The following is a 23,619-nucleotide window of genomic DNA, read 5'->3' as shown; positions in this document are numbered from 1 at the left end:
GTATTTATAGTCAATCCACCAAATTTAAATAACACCCCTAAACAACTCATCCACAGACATCACCCCAAACTTCCTCCGTCTAGCCTTTAACCAAGCCCTTTTCTTCTCAATCGGATTTAAGTCGGGACTGTAAGGAGGAAGCCACAAGACAGTGTGTCCCTTATCCTTCAACAACGCTTCGGCCTTACCCTTAATGAAACGCCGCATTATCCATGACCACCACACTGTTATCCGGAAGCTGCGGTATCAGCAGCTGCTCTTTAATAAATCGTACGGTTTATTAAGTGGATTGACTATATATGCCTATATTTAAGAAACATATCAAAATATTAAAGCCGTCTGAAAACTCGATTTTCAGACGGCTTGGTTTTTAATATCGACGTTTAACCCAGTTTGGCTTTAATCAAATCCTGAACCTGTGCCGGATTGGCTTTGCCGCGTGAGGCTTTCATCACTTGGCCGACAATCGCATTCAGGGCTTTTTCGTTGCCGGATTTGAATTGCTCGACTGCTTTGGCATTGTTTGCCAATACTTCATCGACCATCGCTTCGATGGCGCCGGTGTCGGTGATTTGCTGCAAACCGTGTTTCTCGATGATTTGCTCAATCGTGGCTTCGGGTTCAGCCCACATGGCTTCGAAGGCTTTTTTCGCCAGTTTGCTGCTTAATGTGCCGTCGGCAATTTTGGCGACCAGCGATGCCAAACGGGGGGCGGTAATCGGGCTTTGTGCCAGTTCGATGCCTTCTTTGTTGAGAGCAGCGGCCAGTTCGCCGTTGATCCAGTTGGCAACCAGTTTGCCTTGTTTTTTATCGGCGGCGGCCGCTTCAAAATAGGCGGCTTGGCTGCGGCTTGCAGTCAGCAGGCGGGCATCGTATTCGGATACGCCGAAATCGGCAACGAAGCGGGCGGCCATTTCAGACGGCAATTCCGGCATGGCGGCTTTGGCTTTTTCCAATTGTTCATCGGAAATAATCACGGGAAGCAAATCAGGGTCGGGGAAGTAGCGGTAGTCGTGTGCATCTTCTTTCAAACGCATCACACGGGTTTCGCCTTTTTCCGGGTCAAACAGCATGGTGGCCTGCTGCACTTTTCCGCCGTCTTCGATGATTTCGATTTGGCTTTCTACTTCATAATTGATGGCTTGCTCTAAGAAGCGGAACGAATTGAGGTTTTTGATTTCCCGGCGGGTGCCGAACTCGGCTTGGCCTTTCGGGCGCACGGACACGTTGGCATCGACACGGAACGAACCTTCCGCCATATTGCCGTCGCAAATATCCAGCCACGTTACCAAGCTGTGCAGGGCTTTGGCATAGGCGACCGCCTCAGCGGCGGAACGCATTTCCGGTTCGGAAACCACTTCCAACAGCGGCGTACCGGCACGGTTCAAGTCAATGCCGGTTGCACCGTTCAAACCTTCATGCACTGATTTACCCGCATCTTCTTCCATATGCGCACGGGTAACATTGATGGTTTTTACTTCGTCGCCAACCACGATTTCCAGTTTGCCGTGTTCCACAATCGGCAAATCCAACTGGCTGATTTGATAGCCTTTGGGCAAATCGGGATAGAAATAGTTTTTGCGGTCGAACACGTTTTTCTGATTGATTTTCGCATTCAGCGCCAAACCCAGTTTGATGGCTTTGTCTACCACTTCCCGGTTCATCACCGGCAACACGCCCGGCAAGGCACATTCAACCACGCTCGCATGGGCATTCGGTTCAGCACCGAAAGCAGTCGAAGCGCCGCTGAAAATTTTGGATTTGGTGTTCAGTTGGACATGGATTTCCAGTCCGATTACGGTTTCCCAAGTCATTCGTGAATCTTTCAAAATAAACTATTAATAAAATGAATATGTTTTTAATTCAATCCGCACTATTTGCAAGTGGCCGGTTTTCAGACGGCCTTATATTTGCTGCAAACCGTTGCCGGATATTTTCCGCCAATATATCCAGCATTTCGTAGCGTTTGCGGTACATCGAGCGTTTTTTGCTTTCGATTTCGGTTAAGGGTTTGCGGGCTGGTTGTTCGGGAAGATGCCAGTAGCCGTCGCTTTGCAGCGTGCCGCCGGCTTCCTGCCAGAAGCTGTCGTAGTTCATCTGTACCCGTTTTTTCAGCCGCCAACGCAGTTTGACTTGATGATCGTGGGCAATTCCGGCTGCGTGGGTGCCGGTCAGGGCGGCCGCCAAATATTGCAGGGCAACGGTCATCAGGTTTTGCGGGCGCAGGCCGTGCAGTTGTTTGGTCAGGCGGCGGACTTGGTCTTTGGCTTCTGCGCCTGCCGGACCTTGTACGGAGGCGATGATGATGCGGCCGTCGATAAAGGCAAACGTGGCGCTGTACAGTATCCGGTTGTCGTCGTTGCGCAGCGACACTGCCCACCAGCCTTCGTCCATGCAGTTGGTGTTGCGGTTCAGACAGAGAATAAGGCCGTCTGAAAGCGGCGACAGGGCAATGCTGTTTTCACGCAGGTTCAGGCGGGAAAAAATATCTTCGCCGAATGCGGCTTTGGCGGTGGCGAGATCGGCGCTCATGTGTTTGAGCCTGTCTGCCGCACGAAAACGTTTGTCGATATAGGTATGCAGCAGCGGATAGGCATCTTGCGGCAAGGCGGTGAAGAAATGCTGATAGGCTGCCGATGAATTGACGAAACGTTCAAATGCACGGATCTGGCGGCGGTGAAACAGGGTGCGCAGGGCAAATTTCAGGTGTTGAATCTGATATTTGGGTGCATAGTTGTACACCGCCCGAAAATCCGGAAAACTGAAATCCGCCATGGCTTATTCCGGTGCGTGAGTATGCCAATCGCTGTGCTGCTGGATTTGGTGTGCTGCGCCCAAAATCTTCGCTTCACTGAAGTAGTTGCCGATTAACTGTACGCCGATCGGCATTTTTTCGGCGGAGAATCCGGCCGGTAGGGTCAGCGCCGGAAGGCCGGCGAGATTGACGGCGATGGTGTAGATGTCCGACAGATAGGCCTGCACAGGGTCGTTGTTCAACTCGCCCAGTTTCGGTGCGGCGGTCGGTGCGGTCGGTGCTAAAATCAGGTCGCATTGGGCGAAGGCCGTCTGAAAATCGTTGGCAACCATGCGGCGCAGTTTTTGCGCTTTCAGATAATAGGCATCGTAGTAGCCGTGGCTCAATACATAAGTGCCGATCATAATGCGGCGTTTCACTTCGCTGCCGAAACCTTCGGCACGGGTGTTGCTGTACATTTCTTCCAAGTCGCCGAATTGGGCGGCACGGTGGCCGTAGCGCACGCCGTCGTAACGGGAAAGGTTGGTGCTGGCTTCGGCGGAGGCGAGAACGTAATAGGCGGGAATGGAAAGTTCGGTTTGCGGTAGGGAAACATCAACCAATTCTGCGCCTTGGGCTTTGAGTAGGTTGATGGTGTTTTGCAGGGCGGTTTGTACGTCTGCACTGTTGCCGCTGCCGAAATATTCTTTCGGCAAACCGATTTTCAGGCCTGTGAGTGGTCGGTTTAAATCACGGGTATAGTCTTCCTGTTCACGCTCGAGGCTGGTGGAATCTTTGGGATCGAAACTTGCCATGGCGTTGAGCAGAAGGGCGCAGTCTTCGGCGGTTTGCGCCATCGGACCGGCTTGGTCGAAGCTGGAAGCGTAGGCGACCATGCCGAAGCGGGAAACCGTGCCGTAAGTCGGTTTGATGCCGGTAATGCCGCAGTGGGAAGCCGGTTGGCGGATGGAGCCGCCGGTGTCCGAACCCAATGCGGCGGGAGCGAGGCGGGCTGCGACAACGGCGGCCGAGCCGCCTGACGAGCCGCCGGGAACATTGTCAAGATTCCACGGATTTTTGGTTGCGCCGTAGAACGAGGTTTCGTTGGTCGAACCCATGGCAAATTCGTCCATATTGGTGCGGCCGAGTGTTACCATACCTTCGTTTAGCAGGTTTTGCACCACAGTGGCGGTGTAAGGCGAAACGAAGTTATCCAGCATTTTGGAACTGCACGCGCTGCGCCAGTTTTGTTGACAGAAAATGTCTTTGTAGGCGATGGGTACGCCGGTTAGGGCGGAGGCATTGCCTTGGGCGATGCGCTCGTCGGCGGCTTGGGCTTCGGCCAAGGTCAGTTCTTTATCCAGAGTGATGTAGCCGTTGATGGCGGGATTGCGCACATCAATCGCATTCAGGTATTCGGTTGCCAATTCTACGGCGGAGATTTTTTTGCTTTGTAAAAGCTCGGCGGCCTGTTTCAAAGTGTATGGGGTCATAACGCTTTCCAAACGGTTTTCAGACGGCATCGTTTGCCGGCGGGGTTTATTCTTCGATAACTTGCGGAACGATATACAGACGGTTGCGCACTTCCGGCGCTACGGCTTGGTATGCGGCGGCGCAGTCGGTTTCGGTTACTTCGTCGGCACGCAGGCGCAGGGCGGCTTCGTGCGGGTGCGCCATCGGCTCGATACCGTCGGTATCGACGCTCTGCATTTTTTCCACCATGCTGAAAATATCGTTTAATTCCTGCAGGGTCTGTGTTTTTTCTTCTTCGGTCAGGTGCAGGCGGGAGAGACGGGCGATTTTTTCTACATCTTGTAAGCTCAGTGCCATAAAAAATCCTTGTCTGAATGGCAAAGATACCTTCATTCGGGTATCATTGCGTTCATTATTTATTAAATGGTCGATTATAACTGAAAATCGCAGTGAAGACATGATGATTTTCAATGGAGGAGAGAGATGGGTTTGGGTGTTGAAATTACCAAATTGATTCTGGCGTTTATGGTGCTGATTAACCCGTTCAGCGCCTTGTCGCTGTATCTGGATTTAACTCGGGAACACAGTACCAAAGAGCGGCGCAAAATCGCCCGAATCGCTGCGCTGACCGTGTTTATCGTGGTTTCCGTGTTTGCCATCTGCGGCGGCACGCTGCTGAAACTGCTGGGCATCAGCGTCGGCTCGTTCCAAGTGGGCGGCGGGATTTTGGTGTTGATGATTGCGATTTCGATGGTCAGCGGCAAAGACAATCCCGCTAAACCCGATGTCGGCATGACCGACGAACACGAAATCACGATTACCGCCAAACCGAAAGACAACGGCATGGCGATGGCGGTCGTGCCGATTGCGCTTCCGATGATGATCGGTCCGGGCGGCATTTCCACCGTGATTATTTACGCCTCGGCAGCGCAGCATTATTGGGACATTATCAGCATTATCGCCGCCGGTTTCCTGATCAGCTTAATGTGTTACCTGACCCTGATTGCCTCGGCCAAAGTCAGCAAATGGCTGGGCGATACCGGCCTGACGATTCTCAACCGGATTATGGGCATGATGTTGGCCGCAGTGTCGATTGAAATTATCGTTGCCGGTCTGAAAAGCATTTTCCCGCAACTGTTGGGCTGATCGGCGCAATTTAATCATGCCGTCTGAAAACCGCATTTTTCAGACGGCATAGCCATATCAAAATATCTCATTATTTCACTATAAAATGCCGTTTTCAGACGGCCTCACAAAGGCAAACCCATGTTTCACAGTATCGATGTGGCGCAGGGGCGGGAAATCTACCGCCGACCGGCGCAACCGTGGCAGGCTTTTCAAGCCGAACTGGCAGCGCTGAAAGACAAACAGCGCATCTTTGCCGGAGTCGGCATATTGCAGCGCAGCGAATACCTGCACCGCCTCGCCGACCGCTTGGAAAACCGCAAAGACATACTCGCCGAAATGATTTGCGAAGAAGTCGGCCGCTGCTTGCGGGAATGTCAGGCAGAAGTCAATAAATCCATCGAATTAATCCGCTACTACGCCAAACTCGCCCCCGAATTTTTGGCACCTAAAACCATTGCCACCCAAGCCAGCCTGAGCCAAGTACGCTTCGAACCGCTGGGCATTGTCTTGGCAGTAATGCCGTGGAACTATCCCGTGTGGCAGGTTTTGCGTTTCGCCGTTCCCGCTTGGTGCGCCGGCAATGCCTGTGCCGTCAAACCCGCCCCCAGCGTCGCCCGTGTCAGTACCGAACTGTTCGACCTGATCGGCAACGAACTACCGTTTGCCGCCGCATGGCTCGACAATCCAGACACCCTCAAAGCCATCGAAGCCGCCGATGCGCTGGCGTTTACCGGTTCGACCGAAACCGGCAGAATCTTAGCGGCCCACGCCGGATTGCATCTAAAAAAAACCGTATTAGAGCTGGGCGGCAGCAATGCCTTTATCGTCATGCCCGATGCCGACTTGGCGCAAGCCGCAAAAGATGCCTGCTATTCCCGCTTCCGAGATGCCGGACAATCCTGCAATGCCGCCAAACGGATTATCGTAACCGAAGCCGTGGCCGAACAATTTATCCCTCTCTTTCTCCAAGAATGCGCCAAACTCAAAACCGGCGACCCGAAAAATCCGCAAACCACGCTGGCATCGCTGCACCGTGAAGACCTGCGCCGACGGGTACACAGCCAAGTCGAAAACGCCGTCGCCAACGGCGCAAGCTGCTTGATCGGCGGAGAAATCCCCCAAGGCAGCGGCTGGTTTTATCCCGCCACCGTCTTAGATAATGTCAATCCGCAATGTCGGGTTTATCACGAAGAAGTCTTCGGCCCAGTCGCCATCTTACTGCGTGCCAAAGACGGTCAGCACGCCGTAGAACTCACCAACGACAGCCCGTTCGGCTTAGGAGCGTGCATCTACACCGCCGACACCGAACACGCATGGCGTGCCGCCGAAAAAATCCAAGCCGGTTCTGTCTTTATCAACCGCCACACCAGCAGCGACCTGCGCCTACCCTTCGGCGGAGTCAAAGCCTCCGGCTACGGCAGAGAATTGTCGGAATTCGGCTTATACGAATTTGTTAATGTCAAGACCTATTGGCAGAAATAAAATCTTCATCTGAACTTGTCGGCAAGGCCGTCTGAAAATCGGGTTTTTTTATCGTGAATTCACTATAGCAGCCCCCCCGATTTTCAGACGGCCTTGTTTGGTATGTGAAGGAAATAGAGCAGCCGGTTAAAATATACTCACTTAACATCAAACCAAAACATTTTTGTTATAGTTAAAACACCGAATTTTCTGTATACGTCGGCAAGCTAATGACAATCGGAATAGGATTGGTGGGCAACAAGTTGAACCACTCTACACACTGTTCCCCGTCCTGCTGGTGGAAAAAGGTTAGGGGAAGAGTGACTCGCTGCGGTGTCATACTTTTTCGATTGATTTACTATAATCATTTCCATTCATTGACTTACCTATAATAAGTGAATGCAAAGAACGCCGTGAAGTTTGCCCACTTCACGGCGTTTCGCCATATAAAAAGCCGTCTGAAACCGGCCGGCGCACCCGCCAACCCTAAAATTTCAGACGGCTTTTAACCCATCATTTGCCGCCGATTATATACCGCCGCGCATTTCAAAAAAAATGATTAGGTAACTAATTGCCTTCAGCCGTATGCAAGCCCTCCCGTTTGCGCCATTCATGCAACAGTTTTGCCTGAATTTCGCCCCGTCGGCCTATGGTATTGAGCGTAACCTGCTGCATTTTCTCATCGCTCAAACCGCCTTTCTTAAAGAGCCTGCTTGCCCGTGCCTGCTGGCGGGATACCCGAGATTCGTCCGCTTTTGCCCGCTTATACCAAGCCAGCACCTGCCGCTTCTCATCGTCCATCCAGCCCCCAAGCTCCCCGCTGCGCTTGCGGCTCTCATACTCCCGATACACCGCCGCCGCCTCGTCAAAAGCCTCATAATACCGCCCCTGAATGGCAAACTCATTGCCGGGGCTGTAAATCGAATTGAGCAGCGGCGTTTTAGTATGGCGGCCGAGCAGCTCCCGGTTCGGATTTTCAATCAGCATCGTTACCGCCTCCCGCACCAGACTTACGCTGTAGCCGTTGACCAGATTCTGAATCTGTTCGGGGTGCATATCGATTCCCGTCTTACGTTGCAGCCACAACGCCAAATCCCGCCATTCCTGCGCCGTTGTCGTTTTAGACTGCTCCGCCTTCAGCATATCCTCACGCACATAACCCTTGGTAATCTGCGAGCCGAACGCATTGCGGTTCAACACATTCTGCACCACCGGCTGCAACATCGTCGGCGCAGCCGTCAGCAAGGCTTTTGCCCCCGGATATTTCGCCGCCGAAATTTCAGACGGCGACACCGGCACCACCGCCCCCGCCCAATGCGAAGCCATATTCGCAAACGCCTCCGAAGCCGTAATATCCCCCGCAATCCAACGTGCCGTATTGCTTGCCATATTCCACGCCGCCTGCGGCATACCGAAGCCCACCGGCACTTTCAGATAACTGTCGCCAACCTTAATCGGAATAAAGCGGGACACATCGCCCAACTGGTCGAGCTTATTGCCGCCCTCATCGTCATCATCCATCGCCCGCAGCGCCGCATACAGCACCAAACCCGCCGCCATATAGCCCGCAAAACGGATTTTGCCCGTACGTGTTCCCAACTGGCGGATGAAGTTAAAGCCGCCAATCGCCGTCGGCTGGGCAAACATATACAGCGAACGCACAATTCCCATCTTCGCCCCCCGCTTGTTAAAGTCGGTCGTCGCCAACACCAAGCCCGCCGCCGCTTTCGCTTCCACGCCGTTTTCAATCAACGATTTATAGAGCGCAAACGAAGGCATCAGGTCAAACATCATATTGTAGCGTTCCACCCAGCCCACCGCCTTTTTCAAAGCCGTCAGCGGCAAACCGTGAGACGAGCTGATTTTTTTCAGCATATCTTCTTCAGTCTTGGCAAAAAACGTACCGTAAGTCGATACCCCGCCCAAGTCCAGCAAGTCCTTCAACAGCTTACCGTCTGCCGAATCGAAATTGCCCTTGGCCGCAGCCTTGGTCGTCCGCATTACCGTAAAGAAATTTGCCACAGCACCACGTCCCACCTTATCAGCGTCCACCCTTTTGCCGTTGCGGTCAAACACCTCGCGGGTGCGGATATTCTCGCTCTTCTCCCAAATATCCCGCACCGCATTAATCGGCGCAAACTGCAAAGTAAACTGGGTTACGCCCCGTGCATACAGGCGGGTCAATTGCGCAATCGGTTTCAAAAAAGCCGGCGTATCCTCACGGTTCATCCCCGCCAAACCCTTCATCACCTGCGGCCGCAAACGAAACTCAACATCCTGCCCGTTGTGGCGGTGAAACACCACCGGGTCAGACGTACGGCTGAACGGCGAACGGCCGCTGCGGGCAATCCCGATTTCTTCCGCCGTCAGATGGCGTGCCTCATTCAAATCATGCCCCATCGCCTGATAATGGTTCACCGAATCCTCATACACCGCATTCAGATGATTGCGGAAATCATTGTAGGCATAATAAGCCGTTGCCTTACTTACCGACCTCATCGCCGCCGCAACAGCGTTTTCAGCCAGCGACACCCGCCCTTTCATACGTTTGTCTTTTGCCTGATTAATCCCGTTGCCCGCCGTAACCACATCATTGTCGGAATCGCCCAAAGGATTATCCGGCTCGCCCGTAAACGGTACATAATCTCGGTTCGCCTTAAACTCGCGATACATCGCCTCATCAATCAAGCCCGACTGATACCGCAAATCCAAACCGTAATCCAACGCCCCGTAAATATGCTTCGCCGCCGCCTCCAAATCCGCACGCCCCAACAGTTTCTCGATATTGGCTTTCACTTCCGAGGCCATCGGATCGGAATAACCGCCGGCCACCTTACCTTCAACCTTACCCGCCACCGCCTGTTTCAGACGGCCTAAATCATTTTCAGCACGGGTCAGCGCCGCCTTATTCGCAGGCGTATCGTCTTTCTCCAAAGCCGCACGGGCTTCATCAACCGCCGCCTCCGCCCGCTCAACCAAACGCCTGTTGGCCGTCGGCGCATACTTGGCGCTCATCCAATAGCCCACCATCTCCTGCAATTCCGCTTCCGAATATTCGCCGCCCGATTTCGCCGCCATCTTCGACAATTCCCGTCCGAACGGCTCAAAAAACTGCGTCATCAAATATTCATTGCGGCTGCGGCGGATATTCGGCGCACGGCGCAACGACTGCTCGATACGCTGCCGCTGCGGCGCATCGGCAACCTCGTCAGGAAGAGACTCCGTCCAGCGGGTAAACTGAATCAGCATATCCTCCACCGCTTCCGTTACCTTATCCCAAGTCCCTTCTGCTTTATCTTTCAGACGGCCTGCCGCCTCATTATCCGCCTTAAGCGTTTCCCAAATATCCCCGACCAGCGAGCTTTCAGACGTGAGTTTCCCCGTTTCCGAAAAAGCCTTCACCTCTTCGGCGGATTTGCGGCTGAAACGGATATCCGGATTATCCAAACTAAAGCCACCGTTATTATCGGTTGCCGATTTGATTTGGCTCGGTTCAAACACTACATACGCCACGCCGTCCTTGCCGCTGGCTTTATCCCTTCCCGGCACAATCAGCCCATCGATACCTTCGTTTTCAATAAAGCGCCGCATACCTTCGGAATGACTGTCCGGCAACGCCGCAGCAAAATCTGTTTCTTCCCCGAATCTGTCCGTATCAGACACAAAGTCATCAACCAATTCTACAGCTTCCTCCTGCGCCTGCGCCTCGGAAAAGCCGGAAGCCATCAGATCCAGCTTATTGGCTTTAACCGCCTGCTCCCGTGTAACATTGCGAAAATCCAACGGGTTTTCCATTTTCAAATAAACTGCATAAGTTTTTTCCTCTCCGCCCCGTTCCATCTTGCGGCGGGTTGCATAACTGCCGGCAATTTCTTCATTTGAAAAATAAAAGCCCGCTCCCAAATTATCCACCGCAATTTTGGCTTTATCGAAAACAGTAAAATCCGCATTCGAACCGTGATACACCACCAAAGGATGACCGTTTTCATCGACTACTTTACTGCTGCCAAACCAGCGTTTAAAGTTTTCGGAATCGGTTTGTGAAGATTGTGCCTGATTTTTATCTTGCAAAATCTGCAACAAACGCTTATCATCAAAATCTGATAAAGGCGATGAGTTTTCAATCTCCGTAGTTGATACGCGCGAGGTCATTGAAAGCAAGTCGCCCTTATCTGATAAAGGCGATGAATTATCGAAACTTGGATTTGTTATCCCTGCGGTAGATAACAAGTCGCCCTTATCTGATAAAGGCGATGAGTTATCAATCCTTGGATTTGTTATCCTCTGGGTAATTGATAATAAATCGCCTTTTTCAATATCTGTCAATTTATGATCATAATACCTCTCGCCCATATTTGAATTTGCGATTGCTGCTCTAACCGTGTAATCATCATTCCCAATTTTTAAACCAGCAAGATAATAGTCATAACTGTTAATATCAGGACGTTTGGCTTTATCGTCATTTGGCAACGTATCAATATAAACCGCATTCTCAATAATCTGCGGAATAGCGGCAATACTTTGCAGATGATCAGGGTCTTTGTAATCGTGCTGCAATACCTCTTTTACCCCTTTTGCACCCAACTCAATCGCCTGCCCCGTATCCCTATTCACATAAGTTCCCCGCAACGCCTTACCGTATTCCAAAGCATTGCGTTTGTATTGGCGCAAATCATCGCTCGGCTCAATATCCCTACCCGAAATACGGATACTCTCCGCTTGGCGCAGCTTCTCCAAGCTCTCCTCTTTCGGGCGGCGGCTGAAGCGGGGTTCGCCCCCGTCCTGCCCGTCCCTGCCCACATCAATATGGCGATGCAGCTTCGCCAGTGCCGACAACACTTCGCTATCACCCGCCCGGCGGCCAAACAGCTTATTGAATGCCGTTTTCAGCGTCTCGGCAATCTGTGCCAGCAAACGCCTGCCGCTGCGTTTTAAGGCCGGTGTCGCCGCTACCCCGTAGCTGCGCTCCAACGCTGCCCAATCGCCCGTCTGCTGTGCTGCATACAGTTCCGCCAATGCTTCCTCAACCGCCACATCCCGTTCGGCGGCCGCACGGTCGGCAATCTTCGCCCCGTCCCGACCCTGCATGATTTTGTCCGCAATCTTGCTCACATGGCTGTTCTGCCCGATACGGCGCAACTGATTGCGGTAATCGGTAAAGCCCGCATTCGCAAAGCCCCGATGCCCCAACTCATGCCAAGCCACCCATACCGCCCGCTCCGGTGTCAGGTTTTCGGCAACAAGGTTAATGCTGCCGTCTTTCGGGTGATACCAGCCCTCAATGCCGTCTGAAATCAAATCCGCCGCATAATCGGGCATGGCTTCGCCTGCCGACAATACCCGCACCTTGTCGGCATGTTGCGGCAAGGCTTGGCGTATAGCAGCTTCGATTTCACCATGCCGCTTGACCTTATCCGCCTTTTCAGTAGCCGCCCGAACATCATGCTTACCAAGGTGAGCTTTACCCACTTTGGCTTTCCGGTATTGCGTCAAATCGGATTCTGTTTTAATATTGATTGAAAGGTTTGCACCGTCTGTGGCGAATGTTGAAGGCAAAGAGAGCCCGAAAGCCCGAACGGTTTGCAAACCTTTTGCTTTGTTCCAATACAACAAATCATGATTTAACATGTTTTGCAGTCCGCTTAAATTTTTGCCGTAAACACTAGCAATATTGACAACCTCTAAGCCATTCGCCGTTCTATTCACATGCAAAGCTGCAATAACAGGCTCGCCATGTTCCTGAATCTCGGTTAAGACCACATAACCGTCTCGGCTGGCTTGCGCTGCTGACTTCATCACAGCCACCGGATTATTCAACTGATGCGGCAACTGTTTCATATCAGCAGCCGTCAGATGATGTTTACCACCCATAACCTTGTTCAGCACAGATTCACGCAAGGACACTTTTGTATCAGGCAATCCCAACATTTTCAACACATCAGGCGTCGTACCCATCTGCACAAAACGTTTCTCACTACCTTTATAACCGTTTGCCACACGATCCACCGCCCGAGCAAATGCCGAATCTTCCGCCTCGTTTAAGCTGAAACGGATATCGTCATTGTTCTGTTTAAATGTACCGCCGTCATCGGCCCGGCTGAACAAATCCCCGTTTGCCGCCCGCTCATCTTCCGTCAGGCCGTCTGAATCTTCAGCATCTTCATTCAGCCCTGCGTTTTCTTCAACGCCGCCTCCATCGCCTTTGCCATTTCCGGATTGTGCTTCAAGCCCAAAATCAGCCGCAGCAGCGCCGTCTGCTTCTGCGTTTCCGTCTGCGGCTGCATTCCCGCCCTGATTTCCAAATTCTGTTTCTGCTGCTGCGTCATCTTCGACATTCCGTCTTGCCCTTTCTAAAAGCTGTTCGCGGCCGATATCCTCATTGCCGCCCAAAATATCCGCCTGTTTCGGATTACCCAAAGCCCGAAGCTCTGCGTAATAGTTGCGGATTAACTCGCGGATTTTCTTCGGGCTGCGGATATTGCGGTCGATAAAGCGCAACAATTCCCGTGCCACAGGCGTTACATCATCCGCCACCAAGCCCATCTGCGCCAGATAAGTTCCAACATCGCCGCCATGTGCCTTAATCTGCTCGATTAAATCCGCCGCCGTCATTAAGTCATCGGCAATATCCAACCCGTGCAAATCACCCCGTGCAATATCGTTGCGAGCTTCCGCAATCGTGCCGCTGGCCTGTGCCAATGCCTTGGTAACATTGCGGCTTTGCGGTGCAGTGGATTCAATCACCCGCCCCAATGCTTCGCTGTCGCCCAATGCCTGATAATTCATGGCGTTTTCCAAACGCTGCACACCTTGGCGGCTCAACAGACCGTCTTTCGTCATCAGAGCCGCCCGCTGGTTAGGTGGGAAATTACCGACAAAATGCGCAATCGCATGGCGGTTTTCAGGCGTATTGAGATTGCCCTCATCGTTAAACGTAAAACTGCTCAAATCAGGTAAACGGCCTGCGTCTACCTTGGCCTGCTCCAACGCACTCATTACCATGCTGCCGCCTTCGTTGGACGCAATCGCCGCCTCTTTGATATCGACATCATTTTTCAGACGGCGTACCAACACCGGCTGTTTGAATTGCGCCAAATCCTCGGGCGTAAAACCGAAGCGTACCGCATCAGCCGTCAAATCCGCCCGATACTGCCCCGCCGTGCCGTTGTCGTAAGCCTGTTTGATGGCCGCAATCCGCCCGTTACCGCCGATAACCGTTTTACCGTCGCTCGCCAAAGTCGGCGCACCGCTGTCCATTTCCGGCGAATCGTTCAAACGGCGGTAATTCAGATTGGCGGCAATGCTGTTAATCTGCGCTTCGCTTGCCGCACGGTTACGGTCTCGGTATTGGTTATCTGCCTTGGCAACCGTCGCCCCCATATCCGAAGCCTCGCGGATTTCCCATTGCAGCGGCTCGGTTCGCTCACCAATCACCACATCATGCTCACTGCCTCGGGCAACCAAACCCGTATCGGTCGTTGCCGCCGCCCGCTGTTCCCGCAGCGATACCGTTTCCGGACGTGCCGCCCGTTGGTTCACCGGCGCAATATTCGGACGTTGTGCCGCATTCTCTTCAAGGCCGTCTGAAAATCCCGTTGCCGTTTCAGGCTGCGGCCGATAATCCGCCAGCACCCGCTCCCGTGCCGCCTCAACCACCTGTTCGGCAATACTGCCCGCTTTCTGCTGCTGCCGCAGCCGTGCATAATCCATACCGCCCGCCGCGCCGCCCAAAGGCGCACCGTAAGCCGCACTCATCAAAGCGGCGCCGTCCACCCCTTCCGCCAAATCCTTGCGGGGGTCAATCCGGCTGTAACCATAGTTGGCGGCAAGCTGCTCGCCCCCCTCCTCAAACGCCTCACCCGCCGTTTCTTTGAATGCCGTCATCAAAGGCTTGGCCGCACCGCTTTTCGCCAGTGCCGCCTCAAAACCGCTCGCCCCCGTCAGATAACCCAACGAAGCCGCCGCCATTTCCGGCAAATGCTGCACCAAACGGGTGCCGATTTCCTCTTTCGCCGCCTCGTCCATACTTTGGCGCAGTTGGCGGTATTCAGGATTGATTGCCATCAGCTCCTTATCATCCGCCGCCTTCACCTCATCATAGATTTGCCCGCGCACACCGCCTGCGGCCGCAGCAGCATTTACAGCCACTTAGCGGAAATCCTAGATTGACGCAAAGGCCGGACAGAATTTTTGTTCTGAAACACGAAGGAACAAAACTGTCCCGACGCATACTCGGCGACAATTTCCAAACCCTGCGAAGAAAAATCATCAAACGACTCTAGAACGGACAGAAGAATTGGAGAACTTCCAATTTAAGGACCTACTGGCAATATCCGGCGCAGATTTTTACCTGAAATCCGACCAGAAAGAAGCCCTAAAACAGCTTGGCCGCACCAGCTAGACCATGACAAAACGATACATCAAAAAGGATAAAGTATTGAGACCAATAACATGATTTTGCGGAACGTTTTATATTTAAGACAATAAAAACGGTTTTATTGTCAAAAAGTAACAATGGAAAAAAATTCCGTCTTGAAAACCGATTTAGACGACATATAAAAGTAGGATAAGGCGGTGAGCCGAAGACAGTGCTTAAGATATAGTAAATCAACCGAATTTCTAGCACATTTTAAACTTAATACCCCCGTAGTTCCGACGAAAGTCGGAACTACGGGGGTATTTGAAAAATGAGAGATGGCTGGATAAATACAGTCGGACTATTTTAGCAATAAACCCATACCATATTTTGAGCATACACTCTGCAAATAGCAGTCGAAAATAAGTTACTCTTCATGCAGCAAAAACAAAAAACCGTATAAACATTGTTTAGTTTATACGGTTTTTTTTAATCTGGTGCCCAGGGTCGGACTCGAACCGACACACCTTGCGGCGGGGGATTTTGAGTCCCCTGCGTCTACCAATTTCGCCACCTGGGCGGTGGGTAAGGTCGGCATTATAGTTGGGCGGTGTTTTTTTGTAAAGCGTGTTTGGGGAAAAATATCCAAATATTGCCTGAAACATGGTTTGTTTTACAGAATATCGGCGTATGCTGTTGGCGATTTGTTGATGAAAGGAAAATCTGATGAACCGTTTGATTCCGGCTATTGTTTTGGCAGCACCGGTGATGGCATCGGCTTATGCGGCGGCACACCCGGCGCAGGAGCAGATGCAGCAGAATATTGATGCGGTGTTGAAAATCGCCCGCAATAATGCTTTGAGCGAAGCGCAGAAGGTGAAGCAGGTTGAGCAGTATGCCGACCGTTATTTAGACTACGAACGCATTTCGGCCTTGGCGGTGGGCGCACCTTGGCGGCAGTTTACAGCAAAACAGAAAACGGATTTTATTGCTGCATTTAAAGAAATGGTGGTGTCGATGTATGCGCATTCGGCTTTGGTCGGGGCGGCAGACGCAAAGGTGAAGCTGTTGCCGAAGATGACGGAAAATGCCAATAAATTTGATGTGTTTTCGGAAATTCAGACCAAAAGCGGCAATAAATATGAAGTAGCGTATCAGCTTTATAAAATCGGGCCGGTGTATAAAATCTATAATTTCCGGGTGGACGGTGCGAGCTTGGTAACGATTTACCGCAATCAGTTTAATGAGTTGATTAAACAGAAAGGTATTGACGGTACGATTGCGGCGGTGAAAGCCAAAGGCTTGAAAAAGCAGTAATTATCTGGCAGGGAAAACGGCGGTTTGCGCCGTTTTCATTTTATAGTGAAACAACCCCCAAGCACTATATCGTTGGCTTCGCCTTGCTGTATTACCCATACTGTCTGCGGCTTGCCGCCTTGTATTGCTTTTGGGTTATTTCACTATATGTTTAAAACACTTAAAACGGGCAAACGGCGGCTGGCGGGTTTTGCTATAATGGCTGTTTTCACCGATATTTTAGGCCGTCTGAAAATGCAGGTTATCCAATACGAAAATTCCCCGTTCAAACTTCATCAGCCGTTTCCGCCGGCGGGCGACCAGCCTACGGCGATTGCCGGGCTTTTGGAGGGACTTTCAGACGGCCTTGCCTACCAAACGCTGCTGGGCGTAACCGGTTCGGGCAAAACCTATACCATGGCCAATGTGATTGCCCAAAGCGGCCGACCGGCGATTATTATGGCGCACAATAAAACTCTGGCGGCGCAACTTTATGCCGAAATGCGGGAGTTTTTCCCCGAAAATGCGGTGGAATATTTCGTATCCTACTATGATTATTACCAGCCCGAAGCCTATGTTCCCAGCCGTGATTTATTTATCGAAAAAGATTCGGCGATTAACGAACATATCGAACAAATGCGTTTGAGTGCCACCAAAAACCTGATGACCCGCAACGATGTGATTATCGTGGCGACCGTATCGGCGATTTACGGTATCGGCGACCCGACCGAGTATCAGCAGATGGTGTTGTCGGTCAAAGAGGGCGATACCCTTGAGCAGCGGGACATTATCGCCACTTTGGTTGCCATGCAGTATGAACGGGGCGATTTGGATTTCAAACGGGGTTCGTTTCGGGTGCGGGGCGATGTGATTGACGTTTATCCGGCGGAAAGTTCCGACAATGCCCTGCGCATCAGCCTGTTTGATGATGAAATCGACCGTTTGGACTTATTCGACCCGCTCACCGGCGGCAATGTGCAGCGTGTCGGACGCTATACCGTGTTCCCGTCCAGCCATTACGTTACGCCGAGGGAAACTGTCTTGCGTGCCTGCGAACGGATTAAAGAAGAGTTGCGGGAACGGGTGGCCTTTTTCGGCAAAGAATTGCGCCATGTCGAGCAGCAGCGGATTGAGCAGCGCACCCGTTTTGACTTGGAAATGCTCTACGAAATGGGCTTCTGCAAAGGCATTGAAAACTATTCCCGCCACTTTTCCGGCAAAAAAGAAGGCGAACCGCCGCCGACACTGATGGACTATTTGCCCGACAACGCCATCATGTTTATCGACGAAAGCCATGTAACCGTAACCCAAATCGGCGGCATGTACAAAGGCGATGCCAGCCGCAAACAAAACCTCGTAGATTACGGCTTCCGCCTACCATCCGCCCGAGACAACCGCCCGCTCAAATTCCACGAATTTGAAAAAATCATGCCGCAAACCATCTTCGTTTCCGCCACCCCCGCCAAATACGAAGAAGAACACGCCGGGCAGGTTGTCGAACAAGTTGTCCGCCCCACAGGGCTGGTCGATCCCATTATCGAAATCCGACCCGTTGCCACCCAAGTTGATGATTTACTTTCCGAAATCAACGAACGCATCAAAAAAGGCGAACGTACCCTCGTTACCACCCTCACCAAACGCATGGCCGAGCAGCTCACCGACTATTACAGCGAATTAGGCGTAAAAGTCCGCTATCTGCACAGCGACATCGACACCGTAGAACGAGTTGAAATCATTAGAGATTTACGTTTAGGCCTGTTTGACGTATTGGTTGGCATCAACCTCTTGCGTGAAGGCTTGGACATTCCCGAAGTTTCTCTAGTCGCCATTCTCGATGCCGATAAAGAAGGCTTCCTGCGCAGCCACCGCAGCCTGATCCAAACCATAGGCCGAGCCGCCCGCAATGTAAACGGCGTAGCCATTCTGTATGCCGACAAAATCACCGATTCCATGAAAGCCGCCATCGACGAAACCGAACGCCGGCGGGAAAAACAGATTAAATTCAACATCGAACACGGTATTGTTCCGCAGCAAATCAAAAAACAGGTCAAAGACATCATCGACGGCGTGTACCACGACGATTCAGGCAGCAGCAAAGGCCGTCTGAAAAACAAAGTCAAAATCGGCGAAATCCGCACCGAAGACGATGCCCTCAAAGAAATCGCCAAACTCGAAAAAGCCATGCAGCAGGCAGCACGGGATTTACAGTTTGAAGAAGCCGCCGTATTGCGGGATAAAATACGGGGGATTAAAGAAGGGCTGCTGTTTGGAGCGGAATAGTTTTTCTGAAAAATGGTTTTCGGTTTGGCCACAATATAAATCGAAAACCAACGTAGCGCGCAGCCCCAAGTATGCACGGGGTTATTGATGAAACAGCGCAAACTAATCCTAAAAACATTTTGCCCTTGAAATTAAAAGAAACAAAGCCGTCTGAAAACAGGGTGGGGTGTGGGTAAGCGCACTATATTGAATTAAAACCCAATTTTAGCTGCACAGAAACTCATTACATTCGTTTTCAGACGGCCTTCTATTCCCTTATAGTTAAAACACCGAATTTTCTGTACAAATCGGCAAGCTAATGGCAGTCGGAATATGTGGTGTCCACCTGCACTTTGTTCCCCGTCCCGCTGGCGGGAAGGGGTTAGGGGACGGGTGGCTTGCTACGGTGTCATATTTTTCGGTTGATTTACTATATAGTGAAATAACTGAATAATCCATACAATTTAATCCGGCACTTGTAGCAACTGTATTTTTCACCCCGTCGGGTAAAAATACAAAAACGGTTAGTCTGAAGGCCGGTCTAAACAAAACCGGCAATACTTCAACATGATCAAACAGCACTCACTGCCGCCAAACGATCCCGCATCATCGCATTCAGAATCGTCAGCAGCTTACGCATACAGGCCGTTACCGCCACTTTGTACGGCTTACCCCGCAAACGCAGACGTTGGTAGAAGTCCTTAATCCTCGGTTCGTAGTGTGCCGCCACCATCGCCGCCATATACAGCGTTTTGCGTACAGCACTGCGCCCGCCGAAACAGCGGCTTTTAAACTTCATTGTGCCGCTTTCTTTCACATAAGGGGCGACACCTACCAAACCGGCAATCTGTTTATGCGATACTTTGCCCAATTCCGGCAACATCGCACATAAGGTCGCCGCAGTAGTCGGGCCGATACCTTTGATGCTTTGCAGCAGACTGCTTTTGTCGCCAAAATGAGTGTCGTTATGTTCTTCGATCTGTTTGTCCAAAGCAGCAATCAGTATGTCGAAATGTGCGATCAGTGCTTCAACACTTTGAATCTGTGTTTCATGTACCTGCTGCAAACGGTTTTTTTCGGCACTGCGCATTTCAACCAGTTGAGTGCGGCGGCTGATTAAGGCTTCGAGGATTTCTTCTGCCTCACTCGGCGGCGTATAGAGCTGCCGTTCCCAATCGGGCTTTTGTGTGATTACCTGTGCGTAAAACGCCAACATTTTGGCATCGGCCGCATCGGTTTTGGTGAGTGATTGCGACTGTGCGAATTGGTGCGTCTGACGGGGATTGGCAATGATGACTTTGAATCCTGCCCGGTGCAGTGCTTTGGCCAATGGGATTTCCAGTCCGCCGGTGCTTTCCATCACAACCAGTGAGGCCTGATGTTTTTTCAGGTATTCGATGGTGTGGAGAAAGCCTTTTTGGTTGTTGGTCTCGGTTTTGGTCTTTTTGGAAGACGTGATGCCGATAACGAAGTTTCGTTTGGCGATGTCGATACCGCCGTAGTTTTGGGTACTCATCATAAACCTGTCTTGCATTCGGTTGTGTTGTCGGGCAACTGTCCGGTTGTGTTGATGGGTTGCCCGGCTTCCCTAAGCTACACAGCGGTTGTTGAACCTTGGGTGCGCACGGGTGGCGGCCGGGCGGGTGTTGCTTGTTATGATACTGGAAGTTGGATATACAAGGGTGCGAGCCAAAGCACGCACCTGTTCTGTGAGTTTTATGCCGAAGCCGTCTGAAAATCTGATTTTAGCTGCGCAGAAACTCACTTTGCTCGTTTTCAGACGGCATTCATGTGGAATTTAAAGTACACGTGCATGCTTAGGCAAGCACGCTACACACCGTTCCCCGTCCTGCTGGCGGGAAAGGGGATTCACTTGGGTTGTAATATTTTTTTGGTTAATTCACTATATTGAATTAAGGTTTCGATAACAAAGCGGTGCGGTAACCCGCACCCTACTGAAAATCGGGTGGAATGACATTGTTTTTTTCTGCTTCACAAAGTGCTGAATTTATGTTTTAATCGTTTAATCTGGCGAAACAGGGGTGCTGCGTGAAGCGGCTGAGAGTTACCCTTGCACCCGATCAGGATAATACCTGCGTGGGGAGTTTCGGAAGTTTTGTTGCGGTTTTGCTTGCGGCTGCTTTGGGGCGGTGGGGCAAAATCTGTTTTTCAGACGGCTTGGCTGCGGCTTGAGGCCGTCTGAAAAATGCAAAACGCTCCTGTTTCTTTCGATAATGAGAAACAGGAGCATTTTTTATGACGATTCAAGAAATCCGCCATGAGTCGGAGCAGCTTGCCGATTTGAGCCGGGACATTAATATCCGCTTTGCTTATCCGAATTCGGAGCGTATTTATTTACAGGGTAGCCGCCCGGATCTTCGGGTGCCGCTGCGTCAGATTTATCAGGACGATACGTTGACGGATAGAGGGCGTGAGGAAAATCCGCCGATTCCGGTGTACGATACCGGCGGGGCATATGGTGATCCGTCTGCCGCCATTGATTTGAAACAGGGTTTGCCGCCGCTGCGCCAAGCGTGGTTGGATGAGCGTGGGGATACGGATATTTTGCCGGAATTGAGCAGCCGCTACGGTAGGGAGCGTGCCGCCGATCCGAAAACGGCGCATTTGCGGTTTAAGCATATTACGCAGCCCCGCCGTGCCAAAGCGGGGAAAAATGTTACTCAGATGCACTATGCCCGCCAAGGCATCATTACGCCGGAAATGGAGTTTGTTGCGCTGCGGGAGCGGATGAAGTTGGACGAACTATGTCGGGACGAGCGTTATCGTAAATTGTTGCGTCAACATGAGGGGCAAAGTTTCGGCGCTCGTCTGCCGACCCACCCCGATCAGATTACGCCTGAATTTGTGCGTCAGGAAATTGCCGCCGGTCGGGCGATTATTCCTGCGAATATCAATCACCCCGAACTGGAACCGATGATTATCGGCCGCAATTTCCGTGTGAAAATCAACGGTAATCTCGGTAATTCCGCCGTTACTTCGAGCCTGACGGAGGAAGTGGAGAAAATGGTGTGGTCGCTGCGCTGGGGAACGGATACGGTGATGGATTTGTCCACCGGCAAACATATTCACGAAACCCGTGAATGGATTATCCGCAATGCGCCTGTGCCGATCGGTACGGTGCCGATTTATCAGGCGCTGGAAAAAACCGGCGGCATTGCCGAGGATTTAACGTGGGAACTGTTTCGGGATACATTAATCGAGCAGGCGGAACAGGGTGTGGATTATTTCACCATTCATGCGGGCGTGTTGCTGCGTTATGTGCCGCTGACCGCCAACCGGCTCACCGGCATTGTTTCCCGGGGTGGTTCGATTATGGCGAAATGGTGTCTGGCGCATCATCAGGAAAATTTCCTTTACACGCATTTTGACGAAATCTGCGAAATCATGAAGGCATACGATGTATCCTTCAGCTTGGGCGACGGCCTGCGGCCGGGCTGCATTGCCGATGCCAACGATGAAGCCCAGTTCAGCGAGTTGCGCACTTTGGGCGAACTCACCGCCAAAGCATGGCGGCACGATGTGCAGGTAATGATCGAAGGCCCCGGCCATGTGCCGCTGCAACGGATTCGTGCCAATATGGACGAAGAATTGTCCCACTGCTTTGAAGCCCCGTTTTACACGCTCGGCCCGTTGGTAACCGACATCGCTCCGGGTTACGACCACATCACTTCCGGCATCGGCGCTGCCAATATCGGCTGGTACGGCACGGCCATGCTCTGCTACGTTACCCCAAAAGAACATTTGGGCCTGCCCGACAAAGAAGACGTGCGCACCGGCATTATCACCTACAAACTCGCCGCCCACGCCGCCGATCTTGCCAAAGGCTGGCCGGGTGCTCAGCTTAGGGACAACGCTTTATCCAAAGCCCGCTTCGAGTTCCGCTGGCGCGACCAGTTCCGCCTAAGCCTTGATCCCGAACGTGCCGAAAGTTTCCACGACGCAACCCTGCCTGCCGAGGGCGCTAAAACTGCCCATTTCTGCTCAATGTGCGGTCCGAAATTCTGCTCGATGAAAATCACGCAGGAAGTGCGGGACTATGCCGCCGCACAAGGCATGGCGGAAAAAGCCGTTGAATTTGTGAAAAACGGAGCGGAGATTTACCGCTGAAAAGGGAAAAGTTCAGAGATAGTAAATCCACTTAATAAACCGTGCGATTTGCAAATACGCCCGTCATTCCGACGAAAGTCGGAATGACGGGCGTGTTTGGCTGGGAATGTGCTGGAAACTCGGTTGATTCACTATATATAAATTAGCGGATTCGCCTACCAAGCGCAACATTGCAAAACAGAAAAGGTCAGTATGCGGTAGCATACTGCCTTTCCTGACAAGAAAGATTGCAATGAGCTGCACACAACTGACCCAAGACGAACGATACCACATTCAGCATCATTACCGCCGGCAAACCATCACACAAATCGCACAAACGCCCGGCCGCCACAAAAGCACCATCAAAATCGCTGATGGATTGAAAGCGGAAACCTATTTCTGCCGCCCGTACCGCTCTTGGAAAAAGGGAACGAATGAAAATACCAATGGATTGATACGCCAATACTTCCCGAAACAGACGGATTTCAGGAAAATCAGCAGGTTCAGGATGAACTGAACCACCGGCCAAGAAAAACACTTGGCTGTGAAACGCCAAGTGTTTTATTCTTGAATATCTTCCAATCTTTGTTAACTGATGTTGCACTTGGAAATAGAAAGTAAGGCCGTCTGAAAATCATCCCAAATGTCCATTAGTCCTAAATTCACTTTAAAAGTATGACGGCGTTGGCTCGCCTAGCCGTATTACTCATATAGTGAATTAACCAAATTTCTAGTACATTCCAAACCCAACACGCCCATTATTCCGGCGAAAGTCAGAATCCATTTTAGCGGCTTAGGTAACTGT

Annotated in this window: 12 protein-coding genes, 1 tRNA gene, 1 pseudogene and 1 riboswitch; of the genes and pseudogenes, 6 read left to right on the top strand and 8 right to left on the bottom strand. The window is 51.6% G+C overall.

Translation table 11 applies throughout. From position 1 onward, the window contains the following. Positions 1–24: 24 nt before the first annotated feature. From PJU73_RS09580 to gatC, 5 genes are all read right to left on the bottom strand, one after another. Complete coding sequence (locus tag PJU73_RS09580; protein ID WP_371871497.1) at positions 25–207, bottom strand: transposase; 183 nt, start codon at positions 205–207, stop codon at positions 25–27. A gap of 176 nt (positions 208–383) precedes the next feature. Continuing rightward, on the bottom strand, positions 384–1,829 hold the full coding sequence (gene gatB / locus PJU73_RS02970) for an Asp-tRNA(Asn)/Glu-tRNA(Gln) amidotransferase subunit GatB (RefSeq protein ID WP_307727555.1): 1,446 nt from the start codon (positions 1,827–1,829) through the stop codon (positions 384–386). A 34-nt stretch (positions 1,830–1,863) separates the two neighbouring features. Continuing rightward, positions 1,864–2,775 (bottom strand): VirK/YbjX family protein, encoded by a 912-nt coding sequence (locus tag PJU73_RS02965; RefSeq protein ID WP_237091068.1) that lies wholly within the window; start codon positions 2,773–2,775, stop codon positions 1,864–1,866. Between the two features lie 3 nt (positions 2,776–2,778). After that, the gene (gene gatA / locus PJU73_RS02960; protein ID WP_237091133.1) at positions 2,779–4,227 is read right to left on the bottom strand and encodes an Asp-tRNA(Asn)/Glu-tRNA(Gln) amidotransferase subunit GatA; all 1,449 of its coding nucleotides are present in this window, start codon (positions 4,225–4,227) and stop codon (positions 2,779–2,781) included. Between the two features lie 46 nt (positions 4,228–4,273). Beyond that, positions 4,274–4,564, bottom strand: a complete 291-nt coding sequence (gene gatC, locus PJU73_RS02955) for an Asp-tRNA(Asn)/Glu-tRNA(Gln) amidotransferase subunit GatC (protein ID WP_237091067.1) — start codon at positions 4,562–4,564, stop codon at positions 4,274–4,276. A gap of 126 nt (positions 4,565–4,690) precedes the next feature. On the opposite strand from gatC, the gene PJU73_RS02950 reads away from it, so the two are divergent. After that, positions 4,691–5,353 (top strand): MarC family protein, encoded by a 663-nt coding sequence (locus PJU73_RS02950; protein ID WP_237091066.1) that lies wholly within the window; start codon positions 4,691–4,693, stop codon positions 5,351–5,353. Positions 5,354–5,473: 120 nt separating this feature from the next. After that, complete coding sequence (locus PJU73_RS02945; protein WP_237091065.1) at positions 5,474–6,817, top strand: aldehyde dehydrogenase family protein; 1,344 nt, start codon at positions 5,474–5,476, stop codon at positions 6,815–6,817. A 546-nt stretch (positions 6,818–7,363) separates the two neighbouring features. On the opposite strand, the gene PJU73_RS02940 is transcribed toward PJU73_RS02945, so the two are convergent. Both PJU73_RS02940 and PJU73_RS02935 read right to left on the bottom strand, forming a co-directional pair. Further along, the gene (locus PJU73_RS02940; RefSeq protein ID WP_237091064.1) at positions 7,364–14,944 is read right to left on the bottom strand and encodes an ADP-ribosyltransferase-containing protein; all 7,581 of its coding nucleotides are present in this window, start codon (positions 14,942–14,944) and stop codon (positions 7,364–7,366) included. 703 nt (positions 14,945–15,647) lie between these two features. Then, positions 15,648–15,732: transfer RNA gene (locus PJU73_RS02935), tRNA-Leu, on the bottom strand. 146 nt (positions 15,733–15,878) lie between these two features. Here PJU73_RS02935 and PJU73_RS02930 point away from each other — a divergent pair. Both PJU73_RS02930 and uvrB read left to right on the top strand, forming a co-directional pair. After that, the gene (locus PJU73_RS02930) at positions 15,879–16,469 is read left to right on the top strand and encodes an MlaC/ttg2D family ABC transporter substrate-binding protein (protein WP_237091063.1); all 591 of its coding nucleotides are present in this window, start codon (positions 15,879–15,881) and stop codon (positions 16,467–16,469) included. A gap of 234 nt (positions 16,470–16,703) precedes the next feature. Continuing rightward, positions 16,704–18,728 carry an excinuclease ABC subunit UvrB gene (gene uvrB, locus PJU73_RS02925; protein WP_237091132.1) on the top strand — a complete coding sequence of 675 codons (2,025 nt, stop codon included), beginning with the start codon at positions 16,704–16,706 and terminating at the stop codon, positions 18,726–18,728. Positions 18,729–19,278: 550 nt separating this feature from the next. Here the strand turns inward: uvrB and PJU73_RS02920 are convergent. Further along, on the bottom strand, positions 19,279–20,241 hold the full coding sequence (locus PJU73_RS02920) for an IS110 family RNA-guided transposase (protein ID WP_443094076.1): 963 nt from the start codon (positions 20,239–20,241) through the stop codon (positions 19,279–19,281). Positions 20,242–20,735: 494 nt separating this feature from the next. After that, positions 20,736–20,828: riboswitch (TPP riboswitch) on the top strand. A 135-nt stretch (positions 20,829–20,963) separates the two neighbouring features. Between PJU73_RS02920 and thiC the strand changes: the two genes are divergently transcribed. Both thiC and PJU73_RS02910 read left to right on the top strand, forming a co-directional pair. Further along, on the top strand, positions 20,964–22,835 hold the full coding sequence (thiC, locus tag PJU73_RS02915) for a phosphomethylpyrimidine synthase ThiC (protein ID WP_272607563.1): 1,872 nt from the start codon (positions 20,964–20,966) through the stop codon (positions 22,833–22,835). A 343-nt stretch (positions 22,836–23,178) separates the two neighbouring features. Continuing rightward, positions 23,179–23,435, top strand: a pseudogene (locus tag PJU73_RS02910) (transposase); the annotation flags it as partial. Positions 23,436–23,619: the final 184 nt, after the last annotated feature.

Origin of the sequence: Neisseria lisongii (assembly GCF_028463985.1) — a bacterium.
Classification (GTDB): Bacteria; Pseudomonadota; Gammaproteobacteria; order Burkholderiales; family Neisseriaceae; genus Neisseria; species Neisseria lisongii.
Note: the sequence above shows the minus strand (reverse complement) of the source record. Positions and strands in the feature narration are given on the sequence as shown.

Excerpts from the sequence above, each read along its gene's own strand:
- PJU73_RS09580 (WP_371871497.1), bottom strand. The coding sequence starts at position 207 with ATGCGGCGTTTCATTAAGGGTAAGGCCGAAGCGTTGTTGAAGGATAAG.
- PJU73_RS02965 (WP_237091068.1), bottom strand. The coding sequence starts at position 2,775 with ATGGCGGATTTCAGTTTTCCGGATTTTCGGGCGGTGTACAACTATGCA.
- gatA (WP_237091133.1), bottom strand. The coding sequence starts at position 4,227 with ATGACCCCATACACTTTGAAACAGGCCGCCGAGCTTTTACAAAGCAAA.
- gatC (WP_237091067.1), bottom strand. The coding sequence starts at position 4,564 with ATGGCACTGAGCTTACAAGATGTAGAAAAAATCGCCCGTCTCTCCCGC.
- PJU73_RS02950 (WP_237091066.1), top strand. The coding sequence starts at position 4,691 with ATGGGTTTGGGTGTTGAAATTACCAAATTGATTCTGGCGTTTATGGTG.
- PJU73_RS02945 (WP_237091065.1), top strand. The coding sequence starts at position 5,474 with ATGTTTCACAGTATCGATGTGGCGCAGGGGCGGGAAATCTACCGCCGA.
- PJU73_RS02930 (WP_237091063.1), top strand. The coding sequence starts at position 15,879 with ATGAACCGTTTGATTCCGGCTATTGTTTTGGCAGCACCGGTGATGGCA.
- uvrB (WP_237091132.1), top strand. The coding sequence starts at position 16,704 with ATGCAGGTTATCCAATACGAAAATTCCCCGTTCAAACTTCATCAGCCG.
- PJU73_RS02920 (WP_443094076.1), bottom strand. The coding sequence starts at position 20,241 with ATGCAAGACAGGTTTATGATGAGTACCCAAAACTACGGCGGTATCGAC.
- thiC (WP_272607563.1), top strand. The coding sequence starts at position 20,964 with ATGACGATTCAAGAAATCCGCCATGAGTCGGAGCAGCTTGCCGATTTG.